Source organism: Rhizobium sp. IBUN (genome assembly GCF_000510625.1).
Classification (GTDB): domain Bacteria; phylum Pseudomonadota; class Alphaproteobacteria; order Rhizobiales; family Rhizobiaceae; genus Rhizobium; species Rhizobium altiplani.
This window is the reverse complement of sequence record NZ_AZNV01000003.1, coordinates 91,608-113,350: the sequence shown is the minus strand read 5'-3', so window position 1 is coordinate 113,350 and position 21,743 is coordinate 91,608. Positions and strand designations below refer to the sequence as shown.

The following is a 21,743-nucleotide window of genomic DNA, read 5'->3' as shown; positions in this document are numbered from 1 at the left end:
CTCAGGCGATCATGCCTAATGCCGCCATGCCGAGCAGGATAGCGCCGAGAATGATGCGGTAGATTGCAAACACCGTAAACCGGTTGCTCCTGATGTAGGACAGCAGCCATTTCACGGCGATAAACGCAACAATCGTCGAGACGATGAAAGCGATGCCGAGGCTCGTCCAATCCTCGTTTGCAGCCCCGCCATCCTTGAACGTCTTCAGCAGTTCGTAGCCGCTTGCGGCATACATGGTCGGGATGCCGACCAGGAAGGCGAATTCGGTCGCGGCGGCGCGATTGCCGGTGCCGGCCAGCATGGCAACGAAAATCGTGGCGCCGGAGCGCGACGTTCCCGGGAAGACGCCGGCCACCACCTGGGCAATACCGACCAAGATGGCGACGAGCCAGGTAATCTCCTTGTGAGGCGGTCGACGAGCGGCGGCCCATTCGGCAAAGATCATCCAGATACCGCCGATGATCAGCGCCCAGGCAATCGGCGTCGCATTCTCCGGCAGTTGGAAGCCGAGCTTCTTGACGACCAGTCCGAGGATCGCCGTGATGAGAAACGCGACGATCAGCTTGGCCGCGTAAGTGCGATTGCGCGGATCACGCCAGCCCAGGACGAGATCCAGGAGGCGACGCCAGTAAATAATGGTGACGGCGAGAATCGCGCCCGCCTGAATGACGATGTTGAACATGTCCGACCGGTGGCCGAGCCATTGCTCAGCGATGATAAGGTGGCCGGTGCTCGAAATCGGCAGAAACTCGGTAATTCCCTCTACTATGCCTAGAATTATAGAGTTCACATAATCCATACATTCTCTCCGTGGAGTTTGGTCGGGCTTTGATTGGGGTTATGGCGTCCGGAAGTGACGAAGGCAGGGCGGGAAAACAAAAATCCGTTTTTCGAGCACGCCCACCTCCTTTGTCAGGGAGTTGGCTACCCGACTCGCTTGTATTGAAAGGGCCAAGCTCCTATAGCTTCAACGAATAAGACATGACTAGGGCGCTATGATCATCGCGCTCCCGCAACATGCCACACACCTCAAAAAATCCGAGAATCAATGCCCACGCTCTATCATCATCCCATGTCATCCGCATCACGCTTCGTTCGGCTGATCCTGACGGAGTACGGCTATCAGGCGGACCTGATCGAGGAGCAGACCTGGGAAAAGCGCCGGGATTTCCTCGCGCTCAACCCGGCCGGAACCCTGCCGGTTTATGTCGATGACAGCATGCGGGCGTTGTGCGGGGCGGCTGTGATCTCCGAGTATCTCGACGAGACGCACGGCGTGCTCAAGCGTGATCGCCGGCTCCTGGCGGAAGATCCATTCCAGCGCGCCGAGATTCGCCGGCTGACGGAATGGTTCATGCAGAAGATGGAAACAGACGTGACCAAGCCGCTCGCCCGCGAGCGGGTCTACAAGCTGCAGATGACGGCGGACCAGGGCGGCGGCGCGCCTGATTCCAAGATCCTCCGCACGGCGCGGGCGAATATCCGCCAGCACATGAAATATCTGGGCTGGCTTGCCGGCTCCCGACAGTGGCTGGCCGGCGACCGCATGAGCTATGCAGATCTCGCTGCTGCCTCGGCCGTTTCCATTCTCGACTATCTCGGTGAAATCGACTGGTCGGAAGCTCCTCTCGTCAAGGAGTGGTATCAACGCCTGAAGTCGCGTCCATCCTTCCGGCCGTTGCTCACCGAGCGCGTGCGGGGCCTGACCCCGGTTTCGCACTACGCCGACCTGGATTTCTGACGAGGGCCTTCAATGGCCATGGAAAACAAGGACCAGAAACGCCGCGATACCCTCACCGCCTTCGTTCGGTCGGAGGCGAAGGCCTTGGGTTTCGACCTCTGTCGCATCACGCGACCCGACGCCATACCGGAAGCCAAGGAGCGGCTCGGCGAATTCATTGACGCCGGGCGGCATGGAACGATGGAGTGGATGGCGGAGACCCGCGACAGGCGCGGCGATCCACGCACGCTCTGGAGCGACGTCCGGTCGATCGTCGTCTTCGGCCTCAATTACGGACCGGATGAAGATCCGCGCGAGATTCTGACAAAACCGGACAAGGCTGCAATCTCGGTCTACGCGCGCAATCGCGACTATCACGACATCATCAAGGGGCGATTGAAGGAGATCGCAACACGCTTTGCGGCGCGCGCCGGGGCGGATGTGAAGGTCTTTGTCGACACGGCTCCGGTGATGGAAAAACCGCTCGCGGCAGCGGCCGGCCTCGGCTGGCAGGGCAAGCATACGAACCTCGTCAGCCGCGAGCACGGATCATGGCTTTTCCTCGGCTCGATGTTCACGACCGCGGATCTGAACATCGATGCGCCGGAGATTGACCACTGTGGCTCCTGCCGCGCCTGTCTCGATATCTGCCCGACGAAAGCCTTTCCCGGTCCCTACCAGATCGACGCACGGCGCTGCATCTCCTACCTGACCATCGAGCACAAAGGACCGATCGACCCGGCGTTGCGGTCCCTGATCGGCAACCGGATCTTTGGCTGCGACGACTGTCTCGCCGCCTGCCCATGGAACAAATTTGCCCATGAGGCCTCCGAGATGAAGCTGCAGGCCCGGGAGGACTTGAAGGAGCCATCGATCGAGTATCTGCTCGGCCTCGATGATGCCGCCTTTCGCACATTCTTCAGCGGCTCGCCCGTCAAGCGTATCGGCCGCGATCGGTTCATCCGCAATGTGCTCATTGCCGCCGGCAATTCGAACGATCGCCGATTTGTCGAGCAGTGTCGGAAACTGTCAGAGGATCCCTCCCCGGTCGTACGCGGCATGGCAATTTGGGCCTTGTCGCGCCTTCTCGAGGCTGGCGAATTTTCTGCCTTTGCGGCACAAAGGCCAGATGAGTCGGATAGCGATGTCCTGAGTGAATGGCGCCTAGCGGGAGCAGTTTGATGCAAGTGATGATTTTCGGCTGCGGCTATTCGGGCACGGCGATCGCCAAGGCTTTCATGGCGGACGGCGCGCGTGTCTCCGGTACGACGCGCTCGGAAGACAAGGCAGCTGCCCTGCGTGGCCAGGGCATCGACGCTTTCGTGTTTGACGGCGACGTGCTGGACGAGAAATTGAGCGAGGCGATGCGGGGCGCGACCCATCTCGTCCAATCCATTGCGCCGCGCGATAATGGTGATGCGCTGATCAGGCTCGCTGGCGACCGTCTGAAGGAGATGATGCCCAAGCTCCAGTGGATCGGCTATCTCTCGACGGTCGGCGTCTATGGCGATCACAAGGGAAATTGGGTCACCGAAGAAATGCCCTGCACGCCGGTTTCCGGCCGCTCGAAGGAGCGGCTGGAAGCAGAAGACGGCTGGATGGCCATCGGCGCCGCCATCAATGTTCCGGCGGCGGTTCTCCGCCTCTCCGGTATCTACGGGCCAGGCCGCAATGCCCTTTGCAATCTGGAACGCGGTACCGCACGGCGATTGATCAAGAAGGATCAGGTTTTCAACCGGATCCGGGTTGAGGATATCGGCGCGGCGACGCGGTTCCTCGCCGACCGTGGGCTCGGCGGCATATATAATGTGACCGACGATCTGCCCGGCCCGCCTCAGGACGTCATCGTCGAAGCAGCCCGGCTGCTGGGCGTCGAGCCGCCGCCGGAGCAGCCCTTCGAAACTGCCGAGCTCACCCCGATGGCGCGGTCCTTCTACGGCGAGAACAAGCGGGTCTCGAACGCCAAGCTGAAGGCGGCGGGCTTTACCTTCGCCTTCCCGACCTATCCCGCCTCGCTCGCGCAGCTGATGCAGAGCAACAGCTGGCGAGGATAGCGACGCCTCAAATCGAGACGCCGAGCGCCGGCTCGGCCTTTACCCGTGCGAGCGGCGGGAATGCGAGGGCTATTGCGGCTGCGCCGAGCCCGACCAGAGCGGATCCGATGAAGAGCCACGAGTAGTTGTCAAAGGTGTCGAAGATCCATCCGCCGATAAGAGGACCGAAGGCCATCCCGAGGCTGGAGAGCATCGTCGCCGCGCCGAACACCGTACCGATGATGCGCGGCCCGAAATATTCTCGCGCCAGAACAGCATAGAGCGGCATCACGCCGCCATAGGCGCTGCCGAAGATAATGGCGAGGGCGTAGAATTCGCCGAGCCTGCTGACGAAGAGGTAGGTCGCAAGCGCAATCGCCTGGACGAGCAAACCGGCGACGAGGACCGGCTTCACCCCGACCCTGTCGGCCAGCCCGCCATAGAGAAGCCGGCCGCCGAGCCCCGCAAGTCCCTCGACGCTATAGATGCTGACGGCGGCCATTGGCGCTATGCCGCAGATCGTCGCGTAACTGACCATGTGAAAGATCGGACCGGAATGCGCAGCGCAGCAGGCGAAGAACGTCAGCCCCAACACAATGAATTGTGGCGATCGGAACACCCGCGAGAGCGAAGGCTGTTCCCCGCTTGTTGCAGTGGCGGTCGCGCCGTCCCCTGCCTCTGCCGGCGGGCGCCGAACCAGCAAGGCTGCCGGAAGCAGCAGGACCCAGGCAGTGATGCCGATCAGCAGCATCGCGGTTCGCCAATCATAGGCAGAAATGAGCCAGCGTGCGAAAGGTGAGATCGTCATGGGCGCGACACCCATGCCGGCAGAGACAAGGGAGACGGCGAGGCTGCGGTTCTCCTCGAACCACCCGGTCGTCGTCGCGATCATTGGCGCGAAGAAGGTGCTGGCGGCAAGCCCGACCAAAATCCCGTAGGTCAGCTGAAACTGCAGAAGCGATTCCGCGCGGCTTGCCAACACAAGGGCCAGGCCAAGGCCGGCAGCACCGATCAGAACGACAACCCGCGCGCCGAAGCGATCGCTCGCAGTGCCCCACAGGAAACCGCCAATCCCCATAACAATGAAATTAAGTGTCATCGCGCTCGCAATGCCAGCGTGCGACCAGCCGGTCTCGGTCGCGATTGGCTCCTGGAAGATTGCCAGGGAGAACATCGCGCCGAGTGCAACGCAGGTCATCAACGCCCCGGCAGCAACAATGATCCAACGATAAGGTATGCTCATGATTTCGCAGCCTCCCTGCCCAATTTGAACGAGGCGCGCACCGCTTGCGCGCTTGCAAGCTAAAGACGTTTGAGTGTCACCGTTTTCGACACGCCCGGGGCGTTTTTATGCTATGCCGCAGCGACTTCCGTCGACTTGCATATCACGACTTGCCTGCGGGGCGAGAGCGGGCGGCAGACTTTTCGTCTTGCGATTGTATTTGTCGATCACAAATAGCGCGGTTTCAGGGTAGGAAATTTCTACTTCCTGCATTCGGCGCATATAATATAGCGCCTGATTATGGTTAACGGCCTCTGAATTTGCGCAAATGAGGCACTAATTATGGCAATCGCGCAAAATTATTTTCGTTAATTTTGTGATCTTTGGTTGCGTGGATCAGGCCTTGCAAAAAACGTTCTAATTTTACTTGATTTCATTATCTTTTTTCCCAATCATTCGATTTTCTGTGGCGCACATGCCGCGCATCTAGCCATCACGTATATTACACTTTGTAATATTCCGTGATAATTGGGGGCACTTTTTCGCCACACTTGGCCGGATTCAACCCTCCCACCGCCCACAAGGCGTGAGTTCAACAATTGAGGGGACAATCCGTTTTGAAGAAAATCTGCCGTTCTGTCATCGCCGCAGCAACAATTGCAGCTTGCTCTACTATCCTTCCCGTTGAAGGATTTGCTGCAAATGGTTGCGGTGGCGCTTCATGGTACGCACTTCGCTCCAAAACCGCCTCCGGGGAACGTATGAACCCGACCATCAATACTGCAGCACATCGTTCGCTGGCATTTGGCACGAAGCTGAAAGTTACCAACAGCAAAAACGGACGCAGCGTCGTCGTCCGCGTCAATGATCGTGGCCCATTCATTCGCGGCCGCGTCCTCGATCTCTCCCGCGCTGCCGCCCAGAACATTGGCATGGTCAGCAGTGGCACGGCAAAGGTCTGCTACGAAGTCATAGGCTAAGCGTTCGCCCGTACACGAACGGGTCGCTTGCTCTTGCCGCCAATCGCGTCTACGACGCGGTCTAGACTTGTGTACTATCCGCTGCGTCTGTCGCGCTTCCTGCGGATTGTTCACAAGCCCGGTATTTTGATCCAGGCGATAGGAGCTGTTTGAATGCGGTTGGGCGGTCGGCTCGAAGGGGCGATTTCGGTTCTTGCAGATATCGATGCCCGCAGACGGCCTGTCGCCGATGCATTGAAGGACTGGGGTCTTGCCCATCGGTTTGCCGGATCGGGCGATCGCGCCGCGATCGGCAATATCGTCTACGATGCCCTTCGCATGCGCCTCTCCCACGGCTGGCTGATGGACGATGACAGCGCATCCGCTATCGCCCACGCCGTGATGTTCCGGCAATGGGGTTTCACGCCAGAAAGCCTCGCCGCGGAACTCGCAGACGACAAGTTCGCACCAAGCCCGCTTTCGCAAGCTCAGCTTTCCGCTTTCAACAGCCGCCAGCTGGCCGACGCGCCCGCTCACATCCAGGGCGATATTCCCGAATGGGTCCAGCCCTCGTTTGAAAGCGCCTTTAACGATCACTGGATCGTCGAGGCGCAGGCCCTCGCCGGGCGTCCCACCCTCGATCTGCGCGCCAACATCCTGAAGGCGACCCGCGACAAGACAGTCAAGGCGCTCGAAAGAGCCGGCGCACAAGAGGCGGCGATCGCGCGTTACGGCATCCGGATTCCCGCCGGCGAAGGCGCCTCAAGGCTGCCAAACGTGACCGCCGAGCTTTCGTTCCAGAAAGGCTGGTTCGAAGTGCAGGACGAGGGGTCGCAGATCGTTGCCGATCTCGTGCTCCCAAAAGACGGAGAACAGGTTCTCGACTACTGTGCCGGTGGTGGCGGCAAGACGCTCGCCATGTCGGCGGCGATGCACAACAAGGGCCAGGTTCACGCCTATGATGCCGACCGCAAGCGGCTCGCGCCGATCATCGAACGGCTGAAGCGTGCCGGAACGCGCAATGTCCAGGTGCACGATGACGCCAAGGCTCTGAAGAGCCTGAGCGATCGCTGCGACAAGGTGCTCGTCGATGCGCCATGCACGGGAACCGGGACCTGGCGGCGGCGGCCCGACACCAAGTGGCGCCTGACCGCGAAGAACCTCGACGAGCGCACGACCCAGCAGCAGGACGCGCTCAAGCAGGCGAGCGACTTTGTCCGTCCGGGCGGAGAACTGATCTACGTGACCTGCTCGGTGCTGCCGCAGGAAAACGAGGAGCAGGTCCGGCGTTTCACCGCAGAAAACGGCGACTACGAGATTGTCAGCGCCCTGCCTGCGTGGGATGGACTGTTCGGAAAGGACAGCCCACGTCCTCGTTCGTCCGACGGGAAGACCATCACGCTGACACCCGCCTCCACCGATACGGACGGTTTCTTCTTCTGCCGCATGCAGAGGAAAGGCTGAGCCCTCGCTCAGCCGGCAGACTTCTGACAAAGCCGTCAACTCAATTGATTTTCTGGGGGCGAGATACCCATCGCCGTCATACCGGCCTCATGCCGGTATCCAGCGCGATCAAGTCCTTGATCGCGAAAAACTCTTCAGCCCCGCAGACGCGCGGCGGGCTGGATTCCGGTTCAAGGCCGGAATGACGGAGAAGCAGGGGGTGTCAAAACAACAACAGGTTCGTCAGACCGCGCGAATACACTTAAAGTCATTCCAAACTAGAGTGTTTGACACCAGTTTGCTTTTGGGCGAAGAGATTTTTCGTCGGACCTCAGACGGAAAGTCCGCACAGGAGAGGATCATGAAACTCAACAAGAATTTCCGCGCAGCCGTGGCGCTGGCGCTGGCCCCAGCCGCTCTGCTGGCCATTCCCGCTTACGCGGCCCCGGATGCTGCTGCAGTTGTAAAACACTACGCCGACGTTGCGCATGCCAAATACGAAGACTCGCTGACGACGGCCAAGGCCCTCGACGCGGCAATCGACGCCCTGCTCAAGGACCCGACCGACAAGACATTGAAGGCTGCCCGCGCCGCGTGGATCAAGGCACGCATCCCTTACCAGCAGACGGAAGTCTATCGCTTCGGCAACCCGATCGTCGACGACTGGGAAGGCAAGGTCAACGCCTGGCCCCTCGACGAAGGCCTGATCGATTACGTCGATGCGTCCTACGGCACCGAGAGCGACGAGAACGCGCTCTACGTCGCCAATGTCATCGCCAACAAGACGATCAAGATCGACGGCAAGGATGTCGACGCGTCCAAGCTGACTCTTGAATTCCTGTCCGGCGCGCTGGCCGAAGCCGGCGGCATCGAAGCCAACGTCGCAACGGGCTATCATGCCATCGAATTCCTGCTCTGGGGCCAGGACCTGAACGGCACCGGTCCCGGAGCTGGCAACCGCCCTGCCACGGACTACGACCTGAAGAATTGCACGCACGGCAATTGCGATCGCCGTGCCGAATATCTGAAGTCCGCCTCGACGCTGCTGGTCTCCGACCTTCAGGAAATGACCAACAACTGGGCTCCGGAGGGCGAAGCCACCAAGCATGTCGAAGCCGATCCGAAAGCCGGTCTCGTTGCCATTCTGACCGGAATGGGCTCCCTCTCCTACGGTGAACTGGCCGGCGAGCGCATGAAGCTCGGCCTGCTGCTGCACGATCCGGAAGAAGAGCATGATTGCTTCTCGGACAACACCTTCAACTCGCACCTCAACGACGCGATCGGCATCGCCGCTGCCTACACGGGCGACTACACCCGCGTCGACGGCACGAAGATGAAGGGACCGTCGCTGCACGATCTCGTCACAGCCAAGGACGAGAAGCTCGACAAGGAAATGCAGGCCAAACTCGACGCGACGCTCAAGGCAATGAATGTCATGGCGAAGCGCGGTCTGAACGTCGAGAAGTACGACCAGATGATCGGCGAAGGCAACAAGAAGGGCAACGCCGTCGTTCAGGCTGCCATCGACGGTCTCGTCGACCAGACCAAGACGGTGCAGCGCGTTATTGCCGCACTCGATCTCGGCACGGTGAAGCTTGAAGGTTCCGACAGCTTGGATAATCCTGGCGCGGTCTTCCAATAAGTGAAAAGGCGGGCCGCTTCGTTCGACGCAGCGGCCCGAACTCTCGAATGCCTCCCAGACCGGCTCGTCGTCTTCTCAGTTGCGCAGCATTTTGCGCCGCGATTGCCGGATTCTCCGTTGCGCTGGCATCCGGGTTCGATCTTCCGACGAAACGAAGCGACCTTTCCGACGCGGATATGAAGCGCGTCGCCGATGTCACGCGGCCGACCACGGATTTTTCCAAGGCCGAGCAATACGAAGCGATGCAGGCCGGCGGCGCCACCTCCATCGATCCGGTCACGCAGGATTCCTTTTCGCATATCTCGGCGACAATCCCCTTTGAAGAAGAACAGCCATTCCGGCTCGGAAATGCCCTTTTCAAGAAGCTCTGGGTCTCCGCCCCTTCCTCGACGCAGGCCTCAGATGGTCTGGGGCCGCTCTTCAATGCCCGCTCCTGCATGAGTTGCCACTTGAACGACGGCCGCGGCAAGCCGCCGGAAGGTGGCGTCAGTGCCACCTCGATGTTCCTGCGCCTGTCGCGCCCGGCGACAACGCCTGATGAGCAGCGGGCGATTGCCAGCGCCGAAGTCGTCAATTTCCCGGACCCAATCTACGGCCACCAGTTGCAGGATCTTGCGGTTCCAGGGCTTCCCTCAGAGGGCAAGATGGCTATCCGCTACACCGAGGAGCCTGTGACGCTCGGCGACGGCGAGACCATCTCGCTCCGCCGTCCGACATACGAAGTGACCGACCTCGGCTATGGGCCACTCGACCCAACAACGACGATCTCGCCGCGCGTTGCGCCGGCAATGATCGGGCTCGGGCTGATCGAGGCCATCCCTGAAGCGGACATCCTTGCCCACGCCGATCCGGACGATGCGGACGGCGACGGCATCCACGGCAAGGCGGCCATCATACGCGACCATCGCACCGGCAAAGTTGCGCTCGGGCGCTTCGGTTGGAAGGCACAGAATGCGAGCGTGCGCGACCAGAGCGCGGATGCCTTCTCCAATGACATTGGCATTTCGACGTCGGACCGACCCGACCCGCATGGCGATTGCACAGAAGCCGAAGCCAAGTGCGGAAAGATGCCGACCGGCGTGCAGAAGCGGCTTGGCAAGGAGGAGGCCCCCGGCCCGATCCTCGACCTCGTCACCTTCTATTCGGCCAACCTTGCCGTTCCTGCCCGCCGCAAGGCGAGCTTACCCGCGACCCTTCAGGGCAAGAAAATCTTCTACCAAAGCGGCTGCATTTCCTGCCACATGCCGAAGTTCGTCACGCGGCGCGACAGCGCCGACAAGGCTCAAGCCTTCCAGCTGATCTGGCCCTATTCCGACTTCCTGCTGCACGACATGGGCGAGGGTCTCGCGGACGGACAACAAGTCGGGAGCGCGAACGGACGTGAATGGCGCACGCCGCCGCTATGGGGTATAGGTCTGACCCAGACTGTCAGCGGGCACAGCTTTTTCCTCCACGACGGCCGCGCCAGAAATCTCACCGAAGCGATTCTCTGGCATGGCGGCGAGGCTGAAAAGGCGCGTGACGCTTTCGCATCCCTGCCCGGGGATGACCGGCAGGCACTGATTACATTCCTGGAGTCCCTTTGATGCGCCTTTGGCAACCTCTTGTCCTCTCCCTTTTTTTTGCTACTTCTGCCTTCGCCCAGACTCCTCCCGCACCGCAAGCCGGTCTGAACGAGGAGGCGGTCTCCGGAGTCATGCAGCGGGCGGTCGATGAGGTGATCCGCCCAGGCTATCGCAATGCCCAGCAATCGGCAGCACGCCTGACAACGGCGATGAAGGACCTCTGCGAGGACGCGACGCAGCAGAAGCTGGACAAGGCGCGGTCAGCACTCGACGACATGATCCGCTATTGGTCGGTCATTGAGATCGTTCAGACTGGACCAGTGATCCAGGACAATCTCTTCGAGCACATCCTGTTCTACCCCGATCGCAAGGGCGTCGCCCTGAAGCAGGTTCAGGCTCTGATCGCCAAAGCCGATCCCAAGGATACGACTGTCGATGCAATCGCCGGCAAGAGCGTCGCGTTGCAGGGGCTGACTGCGCTCGAATACGTGCTCCACGGCACCGGTTCGGAAGACCTGACGACGCAGAAGAACAGCTTCCGATGCCTCTACGGCGCTGCGATTGCCGGTAACATCCAGCGTGAGGCGGGCGAGGTCGTCGCGGCCTGGGAAAAGCCCGATGGCGTGCAGGGAAGCTGGAAGCATCCCGGCCCGCAAAGCGAAGACTTCATGGACAACAAGGAGGCCATAACCGCTTTGCTCGGCATCCTCGTTCATGGCGCGGAGACCGTTCGCGATCAACGGCTCGAGCAGTTCTACAAGGGCAAGGACGCCACGCCTCGTCCACGCATGGCGATCTACTGGCGCTCCGGGAACACCTGGAAGTCGATGACGGCCAACGTCGAGGGACTTCGCACACTCTGGCAAAAAGCCGGCATGGCCGAGCTCTTGCCAGCCGACCAGAAGCCGATCGCCGACACGATCGATGCCAATTTGAAGTCGCTGCTTGAGGCGTTGCAGAAGCTCAACCCCGATATCGAAGTTGCAACAAGCGACGCCGAGAGGGCAAAGCTTGATGCTCTTCTGGTCAGCACGCGCGAGCTGATCACCAAGATCAGCGACGACTATGGCGCGGCAATCGGCCTTTCAGCGGGCTTCTCCTTCTCGGACGGCGACTGAATCCATGTGGAATAGCTCCGCGATCGATCGGCGCAGTTTCGTCAAGGCGGCCGGGCTGACTTTCCTAGCTGCCCTACAGCCGCGAGCGCTCATGGCACTTGAGCGCGCGGACGCGATCTATGCGTCAGGGATGCGGACCGCGAACGGATCCTACGCCGTTGCGACGGTCACGGAGCGCGGCGAGATCGTCGATCAAGTCGCCCTTCCGGCACGCGCCCATGGCATGGCCTTCAGCAACGCGACGGGAAAAACCGTCGCCTTTGCGCGCCGCCCCGGCACCTATGCGATGATCTTCGATCCCCGCGGCAAAAACGAGCCGATCACCATTGCAGCCGCCGAGGGGCGCCACTTCTATGGCCATGGCGCCTTCTCGCCGGACGGCCGGATTCTCTATGCCAGCGAGAACGCCTTCGACGCCAACCGCGGCATGATCGGCCTCTACGATGCGACCGGGCGTTTTGAGCGCATAGGAGAGTTCGAGACCTACGGTGTCGGTCCGCATGACATGACCGTGTCCGACGACGGGCGCATGCTGATCGTTGCCAATGGCGGCATTGAAACGCATCCGGATTTCGGCCGCACCAAGCTCAACCTCTCCAATATGCAGCCTTCGCTGACGCTGATCGATGCGGCAACCGGAGCCCTGATCGAAAAGCACTTCCTCCCATCGCAGTGGGTGCAGCTCTCCACCCGACACGTCGATGTCGACGCGAGGGGCCGCATCTGGTTTGCCTGCCAGTATGAAGGGCACCGCAACGACCTGCCGCCGCTCGTCGGCTCCTTTGCCAAAGGCGAAGACCTGCGCTTCGTCGATCTGCCGGAGGAGACGACACGCCGGCTTGCCAACTATGTCGGCGCGATCGCAATCAATCGCGGTGAAGGGCTCGTCGGCGTCACGTCTCCCAAGGGCGGCGCGTCCGTGACGATCGATGCGAAGAGCGGACGCGTGCTTCGTGAAGAGATTGTGCCGGATGCGGCAGGGATTGCCGCAGCCAAGGCCGGCTTTGCCGTGTCATCCTATGAAGGCGGATTTTTGTCGACGCAGAGCGACGTTACCTGGGACCAGCATATCGTGCGCATTGCGGCCGTCTGAATTGTGCGCAAAAGATCGCTAGCGATCTGGCTGGAGAATCCAGCCGCCCTATTTCCGGCGAATGAGCAAAGCCCTGACCTACGTCGTCTTCGTCGCCATCGCGCTCGGCGGGGGGCTCGCCACCGGCGTCAACAATCTGCCGGAGGAATGGTATCAATCTCTCGCCAAGCCGCCGTTCAATCCACCTGATTGGATATTCGGGCCTGTCTGGCTCACCCTCTATGTGTTGATTGGTATTGCCGGGGCACGGACGTGGTTGCGCGGGCATTTGTCTGTCGGCATGCTTATCTGGGCCTGGCAGATGGTGCTGAACTTTCTATGGTCGCCGTTCTTCTTCGGCCTGCGAATGCTGTCGGCCTCGCTCGTCGTCATTGTGCTGTTGCTCGGACTGATCCTCGCCTTTGCCGCAAACCGCTGGAATTCGGATCGGACCGCCGCCCTGCTCTTCGTGCCCTATGCAGCCTGGGTTGGTTTCGCGACCTTGCTCAACGCCGCGATCGTCTATTTGAACTAGCGATCAGTGAGAAAATCGAGCACGCGCCGTTCGAGAACGGCTGCCGCCGCTGGATCGAAGGCGGCGAGCGACCGATCGGAAAAAAGATGCGCGTCCCCCGGATAGAGGAAAAGCCCGACATCCGCCGACTCGGCAACCAACGCCTTCGCCGCCTCGATATCACCGTCTCCAACGAAGAACGGGTCGGCGTCCATGGCATGGATCTCAGCCCGCAAGCCCTTCGGCCAGGCCGAGCCGAATTCCGAACGCGGCAAGCAGGCGTGAAGGAAGATCGCACCCCGCGCACCGGCACGCGTCTGAGCCAGATATTGTGCCGGGAGCACTCCCAGGGAAAACCCGACATAGACGAGATCGGCTGCAAGGCCATCCACGGCGCGGGCTCCACGCTGGATGATCTCGCCGAAGCCGGTCTCCTGGGCGTGCTGCACGCCCTGTTCCAGCGTGTCGAACGTCCGGCCGGCAACCAGGTCAGGCGTATGTACGACGTGCCCGGCGGCCCGCAGATCGCCAGCAAAAGCGATGACGCCTCGCGTCAATCCAAGCGCGTGGTGAAACAGCACAACCTCTGCCATGGCGAACCTCCCGGTTGTTTCGCGCGGGCGAGACGAGCAGCACCTCAGTCCGATCTGGCGACCCAGTCGTGCCAGTCGGCTTCGCTGCCGTGGAACACATTCAGGTCAATGCGGCCATCAACGCCGTGCGAGATGCCTGAGCCCGAATACTGCCAGAATACCCACCGGCGTCCGGGATAAACCTTCGACGGGTGGGCTGCAACCGAACGCAGCCAGAAGGGATAGTTCAGGAAGGCGCCCTTGAGGTTGTCGCGATAGAAGTCCGGCGCGGTGTAGATGATCGGCCGCTGGCCATAGTGCTGCTCGAGCTTGTCCATGAAGACCTGCATCTTCTCACGAACCTTCTCGGGCGAGACCCGCCGCTTGCAGCTCGACTCGCCGTTCCATTCGACGTCGATGACCGGTGGCAGAGCCCCGGCTTCGCGGGGAACGTTGCGGATGAACCAGTCCGCCTGTTCGCCCGCCGTGCGGCACCAATAGAAGAAGTGATAGGCGCCCCGCCTCATCCCAGCTTGCTTGGCGTCGCGCCAGTTCTTCCGGAACATCGGATCGAGATGGTCACCGCCGTCGGTCGCCTTGATGTAGACGAAATTCGCACCCTGCGTTCTCAGCTCGTCCCAGTCGATGTCACCCTGCCAGCGCGAAACGTCGACGCCATGGACGGCAAGCTTTCTGGGCGAGGAAGAGCCGAAATTGATCGGTTTGACGTCGCGGAAACGATGACTGTAGATCCGCGAACGTGTGCGCGGCGTCTCGTCAATTTCGGGCGCTGCGGGCGTCAGGACGGCTGGCACTGCCGTTGGCATCGGCCTTTCCGACGGCACGGGAGCGGTGGCCACTCCGGCCTGTTGTGTGAAGGCTTGCGGCTGAGGCACCGGGCCGGCCCAGGCCAATTCCTCCTGTTGCGGCGCGGCTGGCGTTGGCGCCTCGGCGACATCAGCTGAGAGAACAGGGCTCGCCGGCATGACGCTGGCCGGCACGGGCGCGCTTGGGCGTGCGACCGAGCTGGTCGTCTCCCGCGACGGGATTCCCGCGACGAGGCTGTCCGGTCCCAAACTGGACGTGCAGCCCGACAAGGCGAGACAAGCAAGGAAGAAAGCTGGCGCAGCCAATAGACGCATAAGAACCCGCACGCAAAACAATTGTCGACGACAGATTCGCTGCCGCCAGGGACCCATCGAAAAGCAATGGCTAACGGAGATTTACCAAAAAAGACTGAATCCAATCTTTACGCCCGGCACTTGCATGCGCGTCAGACAAGCGACCGCATGGCACGGGAGCACTCTGCCAACTGATTTCCGGGAAGCGCTTGTCTGATGCGGCGCAGCATGCCACTTTCGCGATCGCAAGAAAGGCGCGACGATGACCGACAACGACAGCGGCGATTTCCACGAGCGAATCCGCCAGAACTTTACCCGCCAGGCGGCGTTGCATACGCTCGGCGCCGAACTGACCCGCGTCGGGCGGGGGTTGGTGGAGATCGAACTGCCTTTCGACGTCAAGCTCACCCAGCAGCACGGAATTCTGCATGCCGGCGTGATCTCCGCTGCCCTCGATTCCGCTTGCGGCTTGGCGGCCTACAGCGTCATCGACGCCGAGGCATCCGTTCTGACGATCGAATTCAAGGTCAACCTGCTGTCGCCAGGCCGTGGCGATCGCTTCCTCTTCAGGGGCGAAATCACCAAGCCGGGATCGAACATCATCGTTGCGGACGGGCGCGGTTATGCGATCGGCGACGGACCGGCAAAGCTGATCGCTTCCATGACAAGCACCATGATGATCATCCGTGGCAGAGAGGGCATTTCGGGATGAAGTTTGAGCTGAAATCGGTCGCCGGCAAATCCATTCTCTTCGTGATGGCGGCGGAGGCCGAGTACGGTCCGTTCCTACGCTCCCGCTTCGAACCGCTGATGACGGGGGTCGGTCCCGTCGAGGCGGCAATCGTCCTCACCCGGGCGCTTTCGCAATTAGCGCAGGCCGATGAGTTGCCCGACCTCGTCGTTTCGCTCGGCTCGGCGGGCTCGGCAAAGCTCGAGCAGACCGAGGTCTATCAGGCCACCTCCGTATCCTATCGCGACATGGATGCATCGCCACTCGGTTTCGAGAAGGGGCGCACGCCGTTCCTCGATCTCCCTGCCACCATCGACCTGCCGCTTAGAATCCCAGGCATTCCGGAGGCAAGCCTGTCGACCGGCGGCAACGTCGTGTCCGGGCAGGCCTATGATGGTATCGCCGCCGATATGGTCGACATGGAGACCTTCGCAATCCTGCGCACCTGCCAGGCTTACGAACTGCCGCTGATCGGCCTGCGCGGGATTTCCGACGGTGTCGAAGAGTTGCAGCACATTTCCGGCTGGACAGAATACCTGCATGTCATCGACCGCAAGCTTTCCTATGCCGTCGACAGCCTGTTTACGGCTCTGGAAGACGGCGTATTCTGGTTCTAACCCCTGCGGGATAGGGACAATCAGCACAATAAAATCCTCGGCCGGGGGATTTCGCGCATTGCAAGACCGGGTGCTTTTCATTAAAGGCTCGCCATGACCCAGACAGCACATCCAGACAGCGTCCTCATCGTCGATTTCGGCAGCCAGGTAACCCAGCTGATCGCACGCCGCGTGCGCGAAACGGGTGTCTACTGCGAGATCGTTCCCTTCCAGTCCGCCGAAGAAGGCTTCAAGCGCCTGGAGCCGAAAGCCGTGATCCTGTCCGGCAGCCCGGCCTCGACGGTTGATGAAGGCTCGCCCCGCGCGCCCCAGATCATCTTCGACAGCGGCCTGCCCGTTTTCGGCATCTGCTACGGCCAGCAGACGATGTGCATGCAGCTCGGCGGCAAGGTCGAGAGCGGTCATCACCGCGAATTCGGTCGCGCCTTCCTCGAAGTCGACGAAGACAACCAACTGTTCGAAGGCCTCTGGTCGAAGGGCTCCCGCCATCAGGTCTGGATGAGCCATGGCGACCGCGTGACGGCGCTGCCTGAAGGCTTCAAGGTCGTCGCGACTTCGCCGAACGCGCCTTACGCCTTCATCGCCGACGAGAAGCGCAAATATTATGGCGTGCAGTTCCACCCGGAAGTCGTGCACACGCCCGATGGCGCCAAGCTGATCGGCAACTTCATTCACAACATCGCCGGCATCAAAGGTGACTGGTCGATGTCGGCCTATCGCCAGAAGGCGGTCGAAGCGATCCGCGAGCAGGTCGGCGACAAGCGCGTCCTCTGCGCCCTTTCGGGCGGCGTCGACAGCTCGGTCGCAGCACTACTGATCCACGAAGCGATCGGCGACAAGCTCACGTGCGTGCTCGTCGACCACGGACTGATGCGCAAGGACGAGGCGGCCAACGTCGTCGCCATGTTCCGCGAACACTACAATCTGCACCTCATCCACGTCGACGCATCCGACAAGTTCATCGGCGAGCTCGAGGGTGTTTCCGATCCAGAGACCAAGCGCAAGATCATCGGTCGCCTGTTCATCGAGACCTTCGAGGAAGAGGCCAAGAAGCTCGGCGGCGCCGACTTCCTCGGCCAGGGCACGCTCTATCCTGATGTGATCGAAAGCGTTTCCTTCACCGGCGGACCGTCGGTGACGATCAAGTCGCACCACAATGTCGGAGGCCTTCCCGAGCGCATGAACATGCAGCTCGTCGAGCCGCTGCGCGAACTCTTCAAGGACGAAGTGCGCGTGCTTGGCAAGGAGCTCGGCCTGCCCGACTCGTTCATCGGCCGCCACCCCTTCCCGGGTCCGGGTCTCGCGATCCGCTGCCCGGGTGGCATCACCCGCGAAAAGCTGGAGATTCTCCGCGAAGCCGACGCCATCTATCTCGACGAGATCCGCAAGGCCGGCCTCTACGACGCCATCTGGCAGGCCTTCGCCGTGCTGCTGCCTGTCCAGACCGTCGGCGTCATGGGCGACGGCCGCACTTACGAGTTCGTCTGCGCGCTCCGCGCCGTGACGTCCGTCGACGGCATGACTGCGGATTTCTATCACTACGACATGGAATTCCTCGGGCGCGCCGCAACCCGCATCATCAACGAGGTGCGCGGCATCAATCGTGTCGTGTATGATGTGACCTCGAAACCGCCCGGCACCATCGAGTGGGAATGATTTGAGAGTCGCCTCAATCGAGGCGACATCCATCAGAAATCAAGTGACTGCTGCACCGGCTTTGGCGGCGCCAGGCTAACGCCTTCGAGCTCCAACATCCTCTGCTTGGACGTTGAGCCGCCGGGCGCGGAGAAGCCTCCGATCTTGTTTCCGGCCGCTAGCACGCGATGGCAGGGGATGATCAAGGCGACCGGATTTTTCGCCATCGCCTGGCCGACGTCGCGGGCGGCCTCCGGCCCTACGCCGAGTTGTTTCGCGAGCGCACCGTAGGTGGTCGTGTGGCCCCAGCCGATCTGGCGGGCAGCATCGTAAACCTGCCTGAAGAAGGCATCCTGACCAGCGAGATCGACCTTCACGGTTGAGAAGTCCGTCGGCTCTCCGCTGAAATAGCGCTTCACTGCGGCAACAGCTTCGGCAACGGCAGCCGTCGGCTTCGCCGGCTCGGCGCCGGGAATGCGGCGAAGGAGCAATCGCTCGGTTGCCTCGGCACTCGACGTCGGCAGCTGAAACCGCGTAATGCCGACATCATTCCAGGCGATGCCGCAGAAGCCACCGCTCGTCTCGAAAATCAGATAGTGATGCATTGCCTGTTGCATGGGTCATTGCCTCCCTGCTGCTCTTCTCCGAAGATCGTGCCGTCGCGGCCCGAATTCAACCCGTTTCTTGCGTCGCAGAAACTTGCTCCGGTCGATCGCTCGCCCGTCTGTTCTTTTTTTGTTCTTGCCATTTCAAGATCAAATGTTAGCAGGCATCTTTCGATTTCGCTTCGCAGAAGACGCGCCAACAACCATCGCGCTTCGCCAGAGAGAGTCTTTTCTTTGCGATAATGCCGGATCCGCAATCGCTCGACGAATGCGTGTCGATCCAGCAGTGGCTACAGCGGGAACACCTTCCCCTCGCATCGCCGCGTCCGCCGGCGGCCGTGCATGTCTCGCTCTATTGTGTCGGCAAGAGCGCCCGCATTCCCGAAGGGGTCATCGCGGCGGCACGCCAGGCAGGAACGGCGATCGAGGCGTGTCAGTTCGAGCTCGTCTTCGACCATATCATCACCTTCCTGCTGCCGCAGGACAACGCGATCGTACTCGCCGGCAATGGCGGACGGGAACTGTGGCAACTGCATGTGCAGATCGCGATCGAGATGCACCGGTTGGGCGCAGACGCCAATCTGAACCCGAACTTTCAACCTCACACCACGCTCCTCTACGACAAGGACGTGGTGCCGCGGATCGCCCTGCGGAGGCCGGTCGTGCTGGCTGCGCGCGAATTCGTTCTGCTGCACAATCGCCGGGGTCAAGCAGACTACGAAGAGCTCGGGCGCTGGCCGCTTCATGCGCGCGGATAACACCTTGCCTCCAGCTATCGAACTCGCTTAAAGCTCCTGCGACAAGGCATCAAGCGGAGAACGACATGAACACGTCCGAGATCATTATTGCCGGTGACACGACGGGTATCGAGTGGCGTTTGCCGGTTCTTCATTTCAATGGCAGCGATCCCAAGGCCCCGAAGGTCTACATTCAGGCGGCTCTCCACGCCAACGAGCTGCCGGGCACGGCGTTGGTTCACTTCCTGTGTGAAAGACTGCGCCAGTCGGAAAACGCCGGTCAGATCAAGAGCGACTTCATCGTCGTCCCGCATGCCAATCCGATCGGGGCGGCCCAGTCGCATTTCGGCGAACTTCAGGGCCGCTTCGATCTTGGATCGCGCACCAATTTCAACAGGGAGTTTCCGCTGATCTCGGTGAAAGATCGCGACGGGTTGCTTGAGGACCTCGAGCGCCGTTCGGCCGTCGAGAAACTGAAGCGCCAGCTGCTGCATATGGCGCTCGGCTGCGATCTGGTGATCGATCTGCATTGCGATGATGAATCCCTGCAATATGCCTATATCGACGATGCATTCTGGCCGGAGGCGGCCGATCTGGCCTCTGCGATGGAGATGGAAGCCGTTCTTCTCTCCGATGGCGAGAGTTCCGCCTTCGAGGAGGCCGTCGGTTTTGCCTGGAAATACGAGATCCTAGAGAAACAATCGCGCCTGCCCGGCAAGCTGTCTGTCACCGTCGAGCTTCGCGGCCGGCGTGACGTCTATCCCGAGATGGCGAAGAAGGATGCCGAGGGATTGTGGAAATTCCTGGCAAGCCGCGGCGCAATCGATGCCCCGGTCTCGCTGCCCGCTTTCGATGGCCCCGCTGTCCCGCTCGACAATATCGAGGTGGTCCGCGCGCCGGAGGCCGGCACGGTTCTCTTCCAACGCAACATCGGCGAATGGGTTGGCGAAGGCGATGTGCTTGCCACGTTGATCACCCGCCCCGGCATGGCTGACGGCAGCATCGAGATTTGTGCACCACAGGCCGGCCTGATCGTGACGCGCAGCTCCGAACGGCTGGTTCGCCGGCGCGCCGACCTGATGAAGATTGCTTGCAAGACCGCCAGCAAGGCAACACGCAAGCCTGGAACGCTGGAGGACTAAGTGACCGTCACCATCTACGGCATCAAGAACTGCGACACCATGAAGAAGGCCCGAACCTGGCTGGAAGAGCATGACGTCGCCTACCAGTTCCATGACTACAAGGCTGTCGGGATCGATCGCGCGCATCTGCAGGCCTGGACGAAGGAAGCCGGGTGGGAAACGGTGCTCAACCGAACAGGCACGACCTTTCGGAAGCTGCCCGAGGCCGAGCGCGAAAATCTCGACGAGGGCAAGGCGATCTCGCTGATGCTGGAGCAGCCATCGATGATCAAGCGGCCGGTTGTCGAGGCAGACGGCAAGTTGCTCATCGGCTTCAAGCCCGAGATCTACGGCAGCTTCTTCAAGGCCTGATCGATGTCGAAAACCACACGCGCCACGCAGGTTCTGAGCCAAGCCGGAATTGCCTTCACGGTCCATACCTACGACTATGATCCGAATGCGGAGCGCGTTGGCCTGCAGGCGGCAGAAGCGCTTGGCGAGGAGCCCCATCGCGTGTTGAAGACGCTGATGGCGGAGGTCGACGGCAAAGCGGTCTGCGTCGTCGTGCCGTCGGATCGTGAAGTCAGCATGAAGAAGCTCGCAAGCGCCTTCGGCGGAAAGTCCGCCAACATGATGAAGCCCGCCGATGCCGAGCGCCTGACTGGCTACCACGTCGGCGGTATCAGCCCGTTCGGCCAGAAGAAGCTCGTCCCGACAGCAATCGAGGAAACAGCGCTGACGGAGGCGCAGGTCTACATCAACGGCGGGCAACGCGGCCTGCAGGTTCGGCTGGACCCGAAGGACGCGTTGAAGACGCTGAAGGCTGCCGCCGCGCCCCTCATTGCCTGATCTCAGCTGAAGCGTGACAGTAGCGAGGTCAGCGTCGCGACATCAACCTCGCTCAGCTTGGCGCCGAAGTTCTCCTCGATGGCTCTGGCATAGACCTTCCACATGCGCTTCTGCAACTCGCGTCCCTCCTCGGTAACGACCACCCACTGCCCGCGCCCGTCCTGATCGAAGCTCTGGCGCTGCACCAGCCCTGCCTTCTCGAGGCGGTCGATCAGTCGCGAAAGATTGTATTGGGCTAGCAACGTTCGTTCTTCGATCTCGAATGGCCGCAACTTGCCCTGCGGCGACCGCACCAGTTCCCAGAGCACGTCGTACCAGCCGAGCGCTGGGAGCCCGGCCTGCTTGAGATCCGCTTCGATCTGAGCGAGCAGTCGCTGCTGCGCGCGCATCAGCCCGATCCAGGCATCGATCACCGCATCGGAGGGCGTGGCTCTATTCGTCTTTTTACTCATACATGCATTTACATCT

The 21,743-nt window shown here is 61.1% G+C and carries 23 protein-coding genes; 17 read left to right on the top strand and 6 right to left on the bottom strand.

Going from position 1 to position 21,743, the window contains the following annotated elements; translation table 11 throughout:
- Position 1 precedes the first annotated feature (1 nt).
- Entirely contained in the window at positions 2-799 is a 798-nt protein-coding gene (locus RHIBUN_RS0104625; protein WP_025658644.1) for an undecaprenyl-diphosphate phosphatase, read from the bottom strand.
- Between the two features lie 249 nt (positions 800-1,048).
- Between RHIBUN_RS0104625 and RHIBUN_RS0104620 the strand changes: the two genes are divergently transcribed.
- From RHIBUN_RS0104620 to RHIBUN_RS0104610, 3 genes are read left to right on the top strand one after another with little or no spacing between them, the layout of a single operon-like run.
- Positions 1,049-1,741 (top strand): glutathione S-transferase family protein, encoded by a 693-nt coding sequence (locus RHIBUN_RS0104620; RefSeq protein ID WP_018116838.1) that lies wholly within the window; start codon positions 1,049-1,051, stop codon positions 1,739-1,741.
- 12 nt (positions 1,742-1,753) lie between these two features.
- Positions 1,754-2,902, top strand: a complete 1,149-nt coding sequence (gene queG, locus RHIBUN_RS0104615; RefSeq protein WP_025658643.1) for a tRNA epoxyqueuosine(34) reductase QueG — start codon at positions 1,754-1,756, stop codon at positions 2,900-2,902.
- Entirely contained in the window at positions 2,902-3,774 is an 873-nt protein-coding gene (locus tag RHIBUN_RS0104610; protein WP_025658642.1) for an SDR family oxidoreductase, read from the top strand. The genes queG and RHIBUN_RS0104610 overlap by 1 nt, the downstream gene beginning before the upstream one ends.
- Positions 3,775-3,781: 7 nt before the next feature.
- Here RHIBUN_RS0104610 and RHIBUN_RS0104605 read toward each other — a convergent pair whose 3' ends face one another.
- Positions 3,782-4,996: an MFS transporter gene (locus RHIBUN_RS0104605; RefSeq protein ID WP_025658641.1), complete on the bottom strand. Its 1,215-nt coding sequence runs from the start codon at positions 4,994-4,996 to the stop codon at positions 3,782-3,784.
- A 596-nt stretch (positions 4,997-5,592) separates the two neighbouring features.
- Here RHIBUN_RS0104605 and RHIBUN_RS0104600 point away from each other — a divergent pair.
- From RHIBUN_RS0104600 to RHIBUN_RS0104570, 7 genes are all read left to right on the top strand, one after another.
- Positions 5,593-5,955: a septal ring lytic transglycosylase RlpA family protein gene (locus RHIBUN_RS0104600; protein ID WP_018116842.1), complete on the top strand. Its 363-nt coding sequence runs from the start codon at positions 5,593-5,595 to the stop codon at positions 5,953-5,955.
- 153 nt (positions 5,956-6,108) lie between these two features.
- The gene (locus RHIBUN_RS0104595; RefSeq protein WP_018116843.1) at positions 6,109-7,398 is read left to right on the top strand and encodes an RsmB/NOP family class I SAM-dependent RNA methyltransferase; all 1,290 of its coding nucleotides are present in this window, start codon (positions 6,109-6,111) and stop codon (positions 7,396-7,398) included.
- 340 nt (positions 7,399-7,738) lie between these two features.
- Positions 7,739-9,019, top strand: coding sequence for an imelysin family protein (locus tag RHIBUN_RS0104590; RefSeq protein WP_025658640.1), 1,281 nt, complete (start codon positions 7,739-7,741; stop codon positions 9,017-9,019).
- A 47-nt stretch (positions 9,020-9,066) separates the two neighbouring features.
- Positions 9,067-10,605, top strand: a complete 1,539-nt coding sequence (locus RHIBUN_RS0104585) for a di-heme oxidoredictase family protein (protein ID WP_025658639.1) — start codon at positions 9,067-9,069, stop codon at positions 10,603-10,605.
- On the top strand, positions 10,605-11,702 hold the full coding sequence (locus RHIBUN_RS0104580) for an imelysin family protein (RefSeq protein WP_018116846.1): 1,098 nt from the start codon (positions 10,605-10,607) through the stop codon (positions 11,700-11,702). Before RHIBUN_RS0104585 ends, RHIBUN_RS0104580 begins: the two co-directional genes overlap by 1 nt.
- A gap of 4 nt (positions 11,703-11,706) precedes the next feature.
- Entirely contained in the window at positions 11,707-12,795 is a 1,089-nt protein-coding gene (locus RHIBUN_RS0104575) for a DUF1513 domain-containing protein (RefSeq protein WP_025658638.1), read from the top strand.
- Positions 12,796-12,856: 61 nt separating this feature from the next.
- Positions 12,857-13,309, top strand: coding sequence for a TspO/MBR family protein (locus tag RHIBUN_RS0104570; protein ID WP_025658637.1), 453 nt, complete (start codon positions 12,857-12,859; stop codon positions 13,307-13,309).
- Here RHIBUN_RS0104570 and RHIBUN_RS0104565 read toward each other — a convergent pair.
- The gene (locus RHIBUN_RS0104565) at positions 13,306-13,881 is read right to left on the bottom strand and encodes a dienelactone hydrolase family protein (RefSeq protein WP_025658636.1); all 576 of its coding nucleotides are present in this window, start codon (positions 13,879-13,881) and stop codon (positions 13,306-13,308) included. The genes RHIBUN_RS0104570 and RHIBUN_RS0104565 overlap by 4 nt on opposite strands.
- Positions 13,882-13,925: 44 nt before the next feature.
- The gene (locus RHIBUN_RS0104560) at positions 13,926-15,002 is read right to left on the bottom strand and encodes a GH25 family lysozyme (RefSeq protein ID WP_025658635.1); all 1,077 of its coding nucleotides are present in this window, start codon (positions 15,000-15,002) and stop codon (positions 13,926-13,928) included.
- A gap of 241 nt (positions 15,003-15,243) precedes the next feature.
- On the opposite strand from RHIBUN_RS0104560, the gene RHIBUN_RS0104555 reads away from it, so the two are divergent.
- The 3 genes from RHIBUN_RS0104555 to guaA all read left to right on the top strand — a co-directional run bounded on the left by RHIBUN_RS0104555 (position 15,244) and on the right by guaA (position 17,984).
- Positions 15,244-15,693 (top strand): PaaI family thioesterase, encoded by a 450-nt coding sequence (locus RHIBUN_RS0104555; protein WP_025658634.1) that lies wholly within the window; start codon positions 15,244-15,246, stop codon positions 15,691-15,693.
- The gene (locus RHIBUN_RS0104550; RefSeq protein WP_025658633.1) at positions 15,690-16,328 is read left to right on the top strand and encodes a 5'-methylthioadenosine/S-adenosylhomocysteine nucleosidase; all 639 of its coding nucleotides are present in this window, start codon (positions 15,690-15,692) and stop codon (positions 16,326-16,328) included. Before RHIBUN_RS0104555 ends, RHIBUN_RS0104550 begins: the two co-directional genes overlap by 4 nt.
- A gap of 93 nt (positions 16,329-16,421) precedes the next feature.
- Entirely contained in the window at positions 16,422-17,984 is a 1,563-nt protein-coding gene (guaA, locus tag RHIBUN_RS0104545; RefSeq protein WP_025658632.1) for a glutamine-hydrolyzing GMP synthase, read from the top strand.
- A gap of 32 nt (positions 17,985-18,016) precedes the next feature.
- Here the strand turns inward: guaA and RHIBUN_RS0104540 are convergent, their stop codons facing one another.
- Complete coding sequence (locus RHIBUN_RS0104540) at positions 18,017-18,580, bottom strand: methylated-DNA--[protein]-cysteine S-methyltransferase (RefSeq protein ID WP_018855202.1); 564 nt, start codon at positions 18,578-18,580, stop codon at positions 18,017-18,019.
- Positions 18,581-18,810: 230 nt separating this feature from the next.
- On the opposite strand from RHIBUN_RS0104540, the gene RHIBUN_RS0104535 reads away from it, so the two are divergent.
- From RHIBUN_RS0104535 to ybaK, 4 genes are all read left to right on the top strand, one after another.
- Positions 18,811-19,326, top strand: a complete 516-nt coding sequence (locus RHIBUN_RS0104535; RefSeq protein WP_025658631.1) for a 2'-5' RNA ligase family protein — start codon at positions 18,811-18,813, stop codon at positions 19,324-19,326.
- A gap of 65 nt (positions 19,327-19,391) precedes the next feature.
- Positions 19,392-20,447: a succinylglutamate desuccinylase/aspartoacylase family protein gene (locus RHIBUN_RS0104530; RefSeq protein WP_025658630.1), complete on the top strand. Its 1,056-nt coding sequence runs from the start codon at positions 19,392-19,394 to the stop codon at positions 20,445-20,447.
- Positions 20,448-20,798, top strand: coding sequence for an ArsC family reductase (locus RHIBUN_RS0104525; protein WP_018855205.1), 351 nt, complete (start codon positions 20,448-20,450; stop codon positions 20,796-20,798).
- 3 nt (positions 20,799-20,801) lie between these two features.
- Positions 20,802-21,275 carry a Cys-tRNA(Pro) deacylase gene (ybaK, locus tag RHIBUN_RS0104520; protein WP_018855206.1) on the top strand — a complete coding sequence of 158 codons (474 nt, stop codon included), beginning with the start codon at positions 20,802-20,804 and terminating at the stop codon, positions 21,273-21,275.
- Between the two features lie 2 nt (positions 21,276-21,277).
- On the opposite strand, the gene RHIBUN_RS0104515 is transcribed toward ybaK, so the two are convergent.
- Complete coding sequence (locus RHIBUN_RS0104515) at positions 21,278-21,727, bottom strand: MarR family winged helix-turn-helix transcriptional regulator (protein WP_025658629.1); 450 nt, start codon at positions 21,725-21,727, stop codon at positions 21,278-21,280.
- Positions 21,728-21,743: the final 16 nt, after the last annotated feature.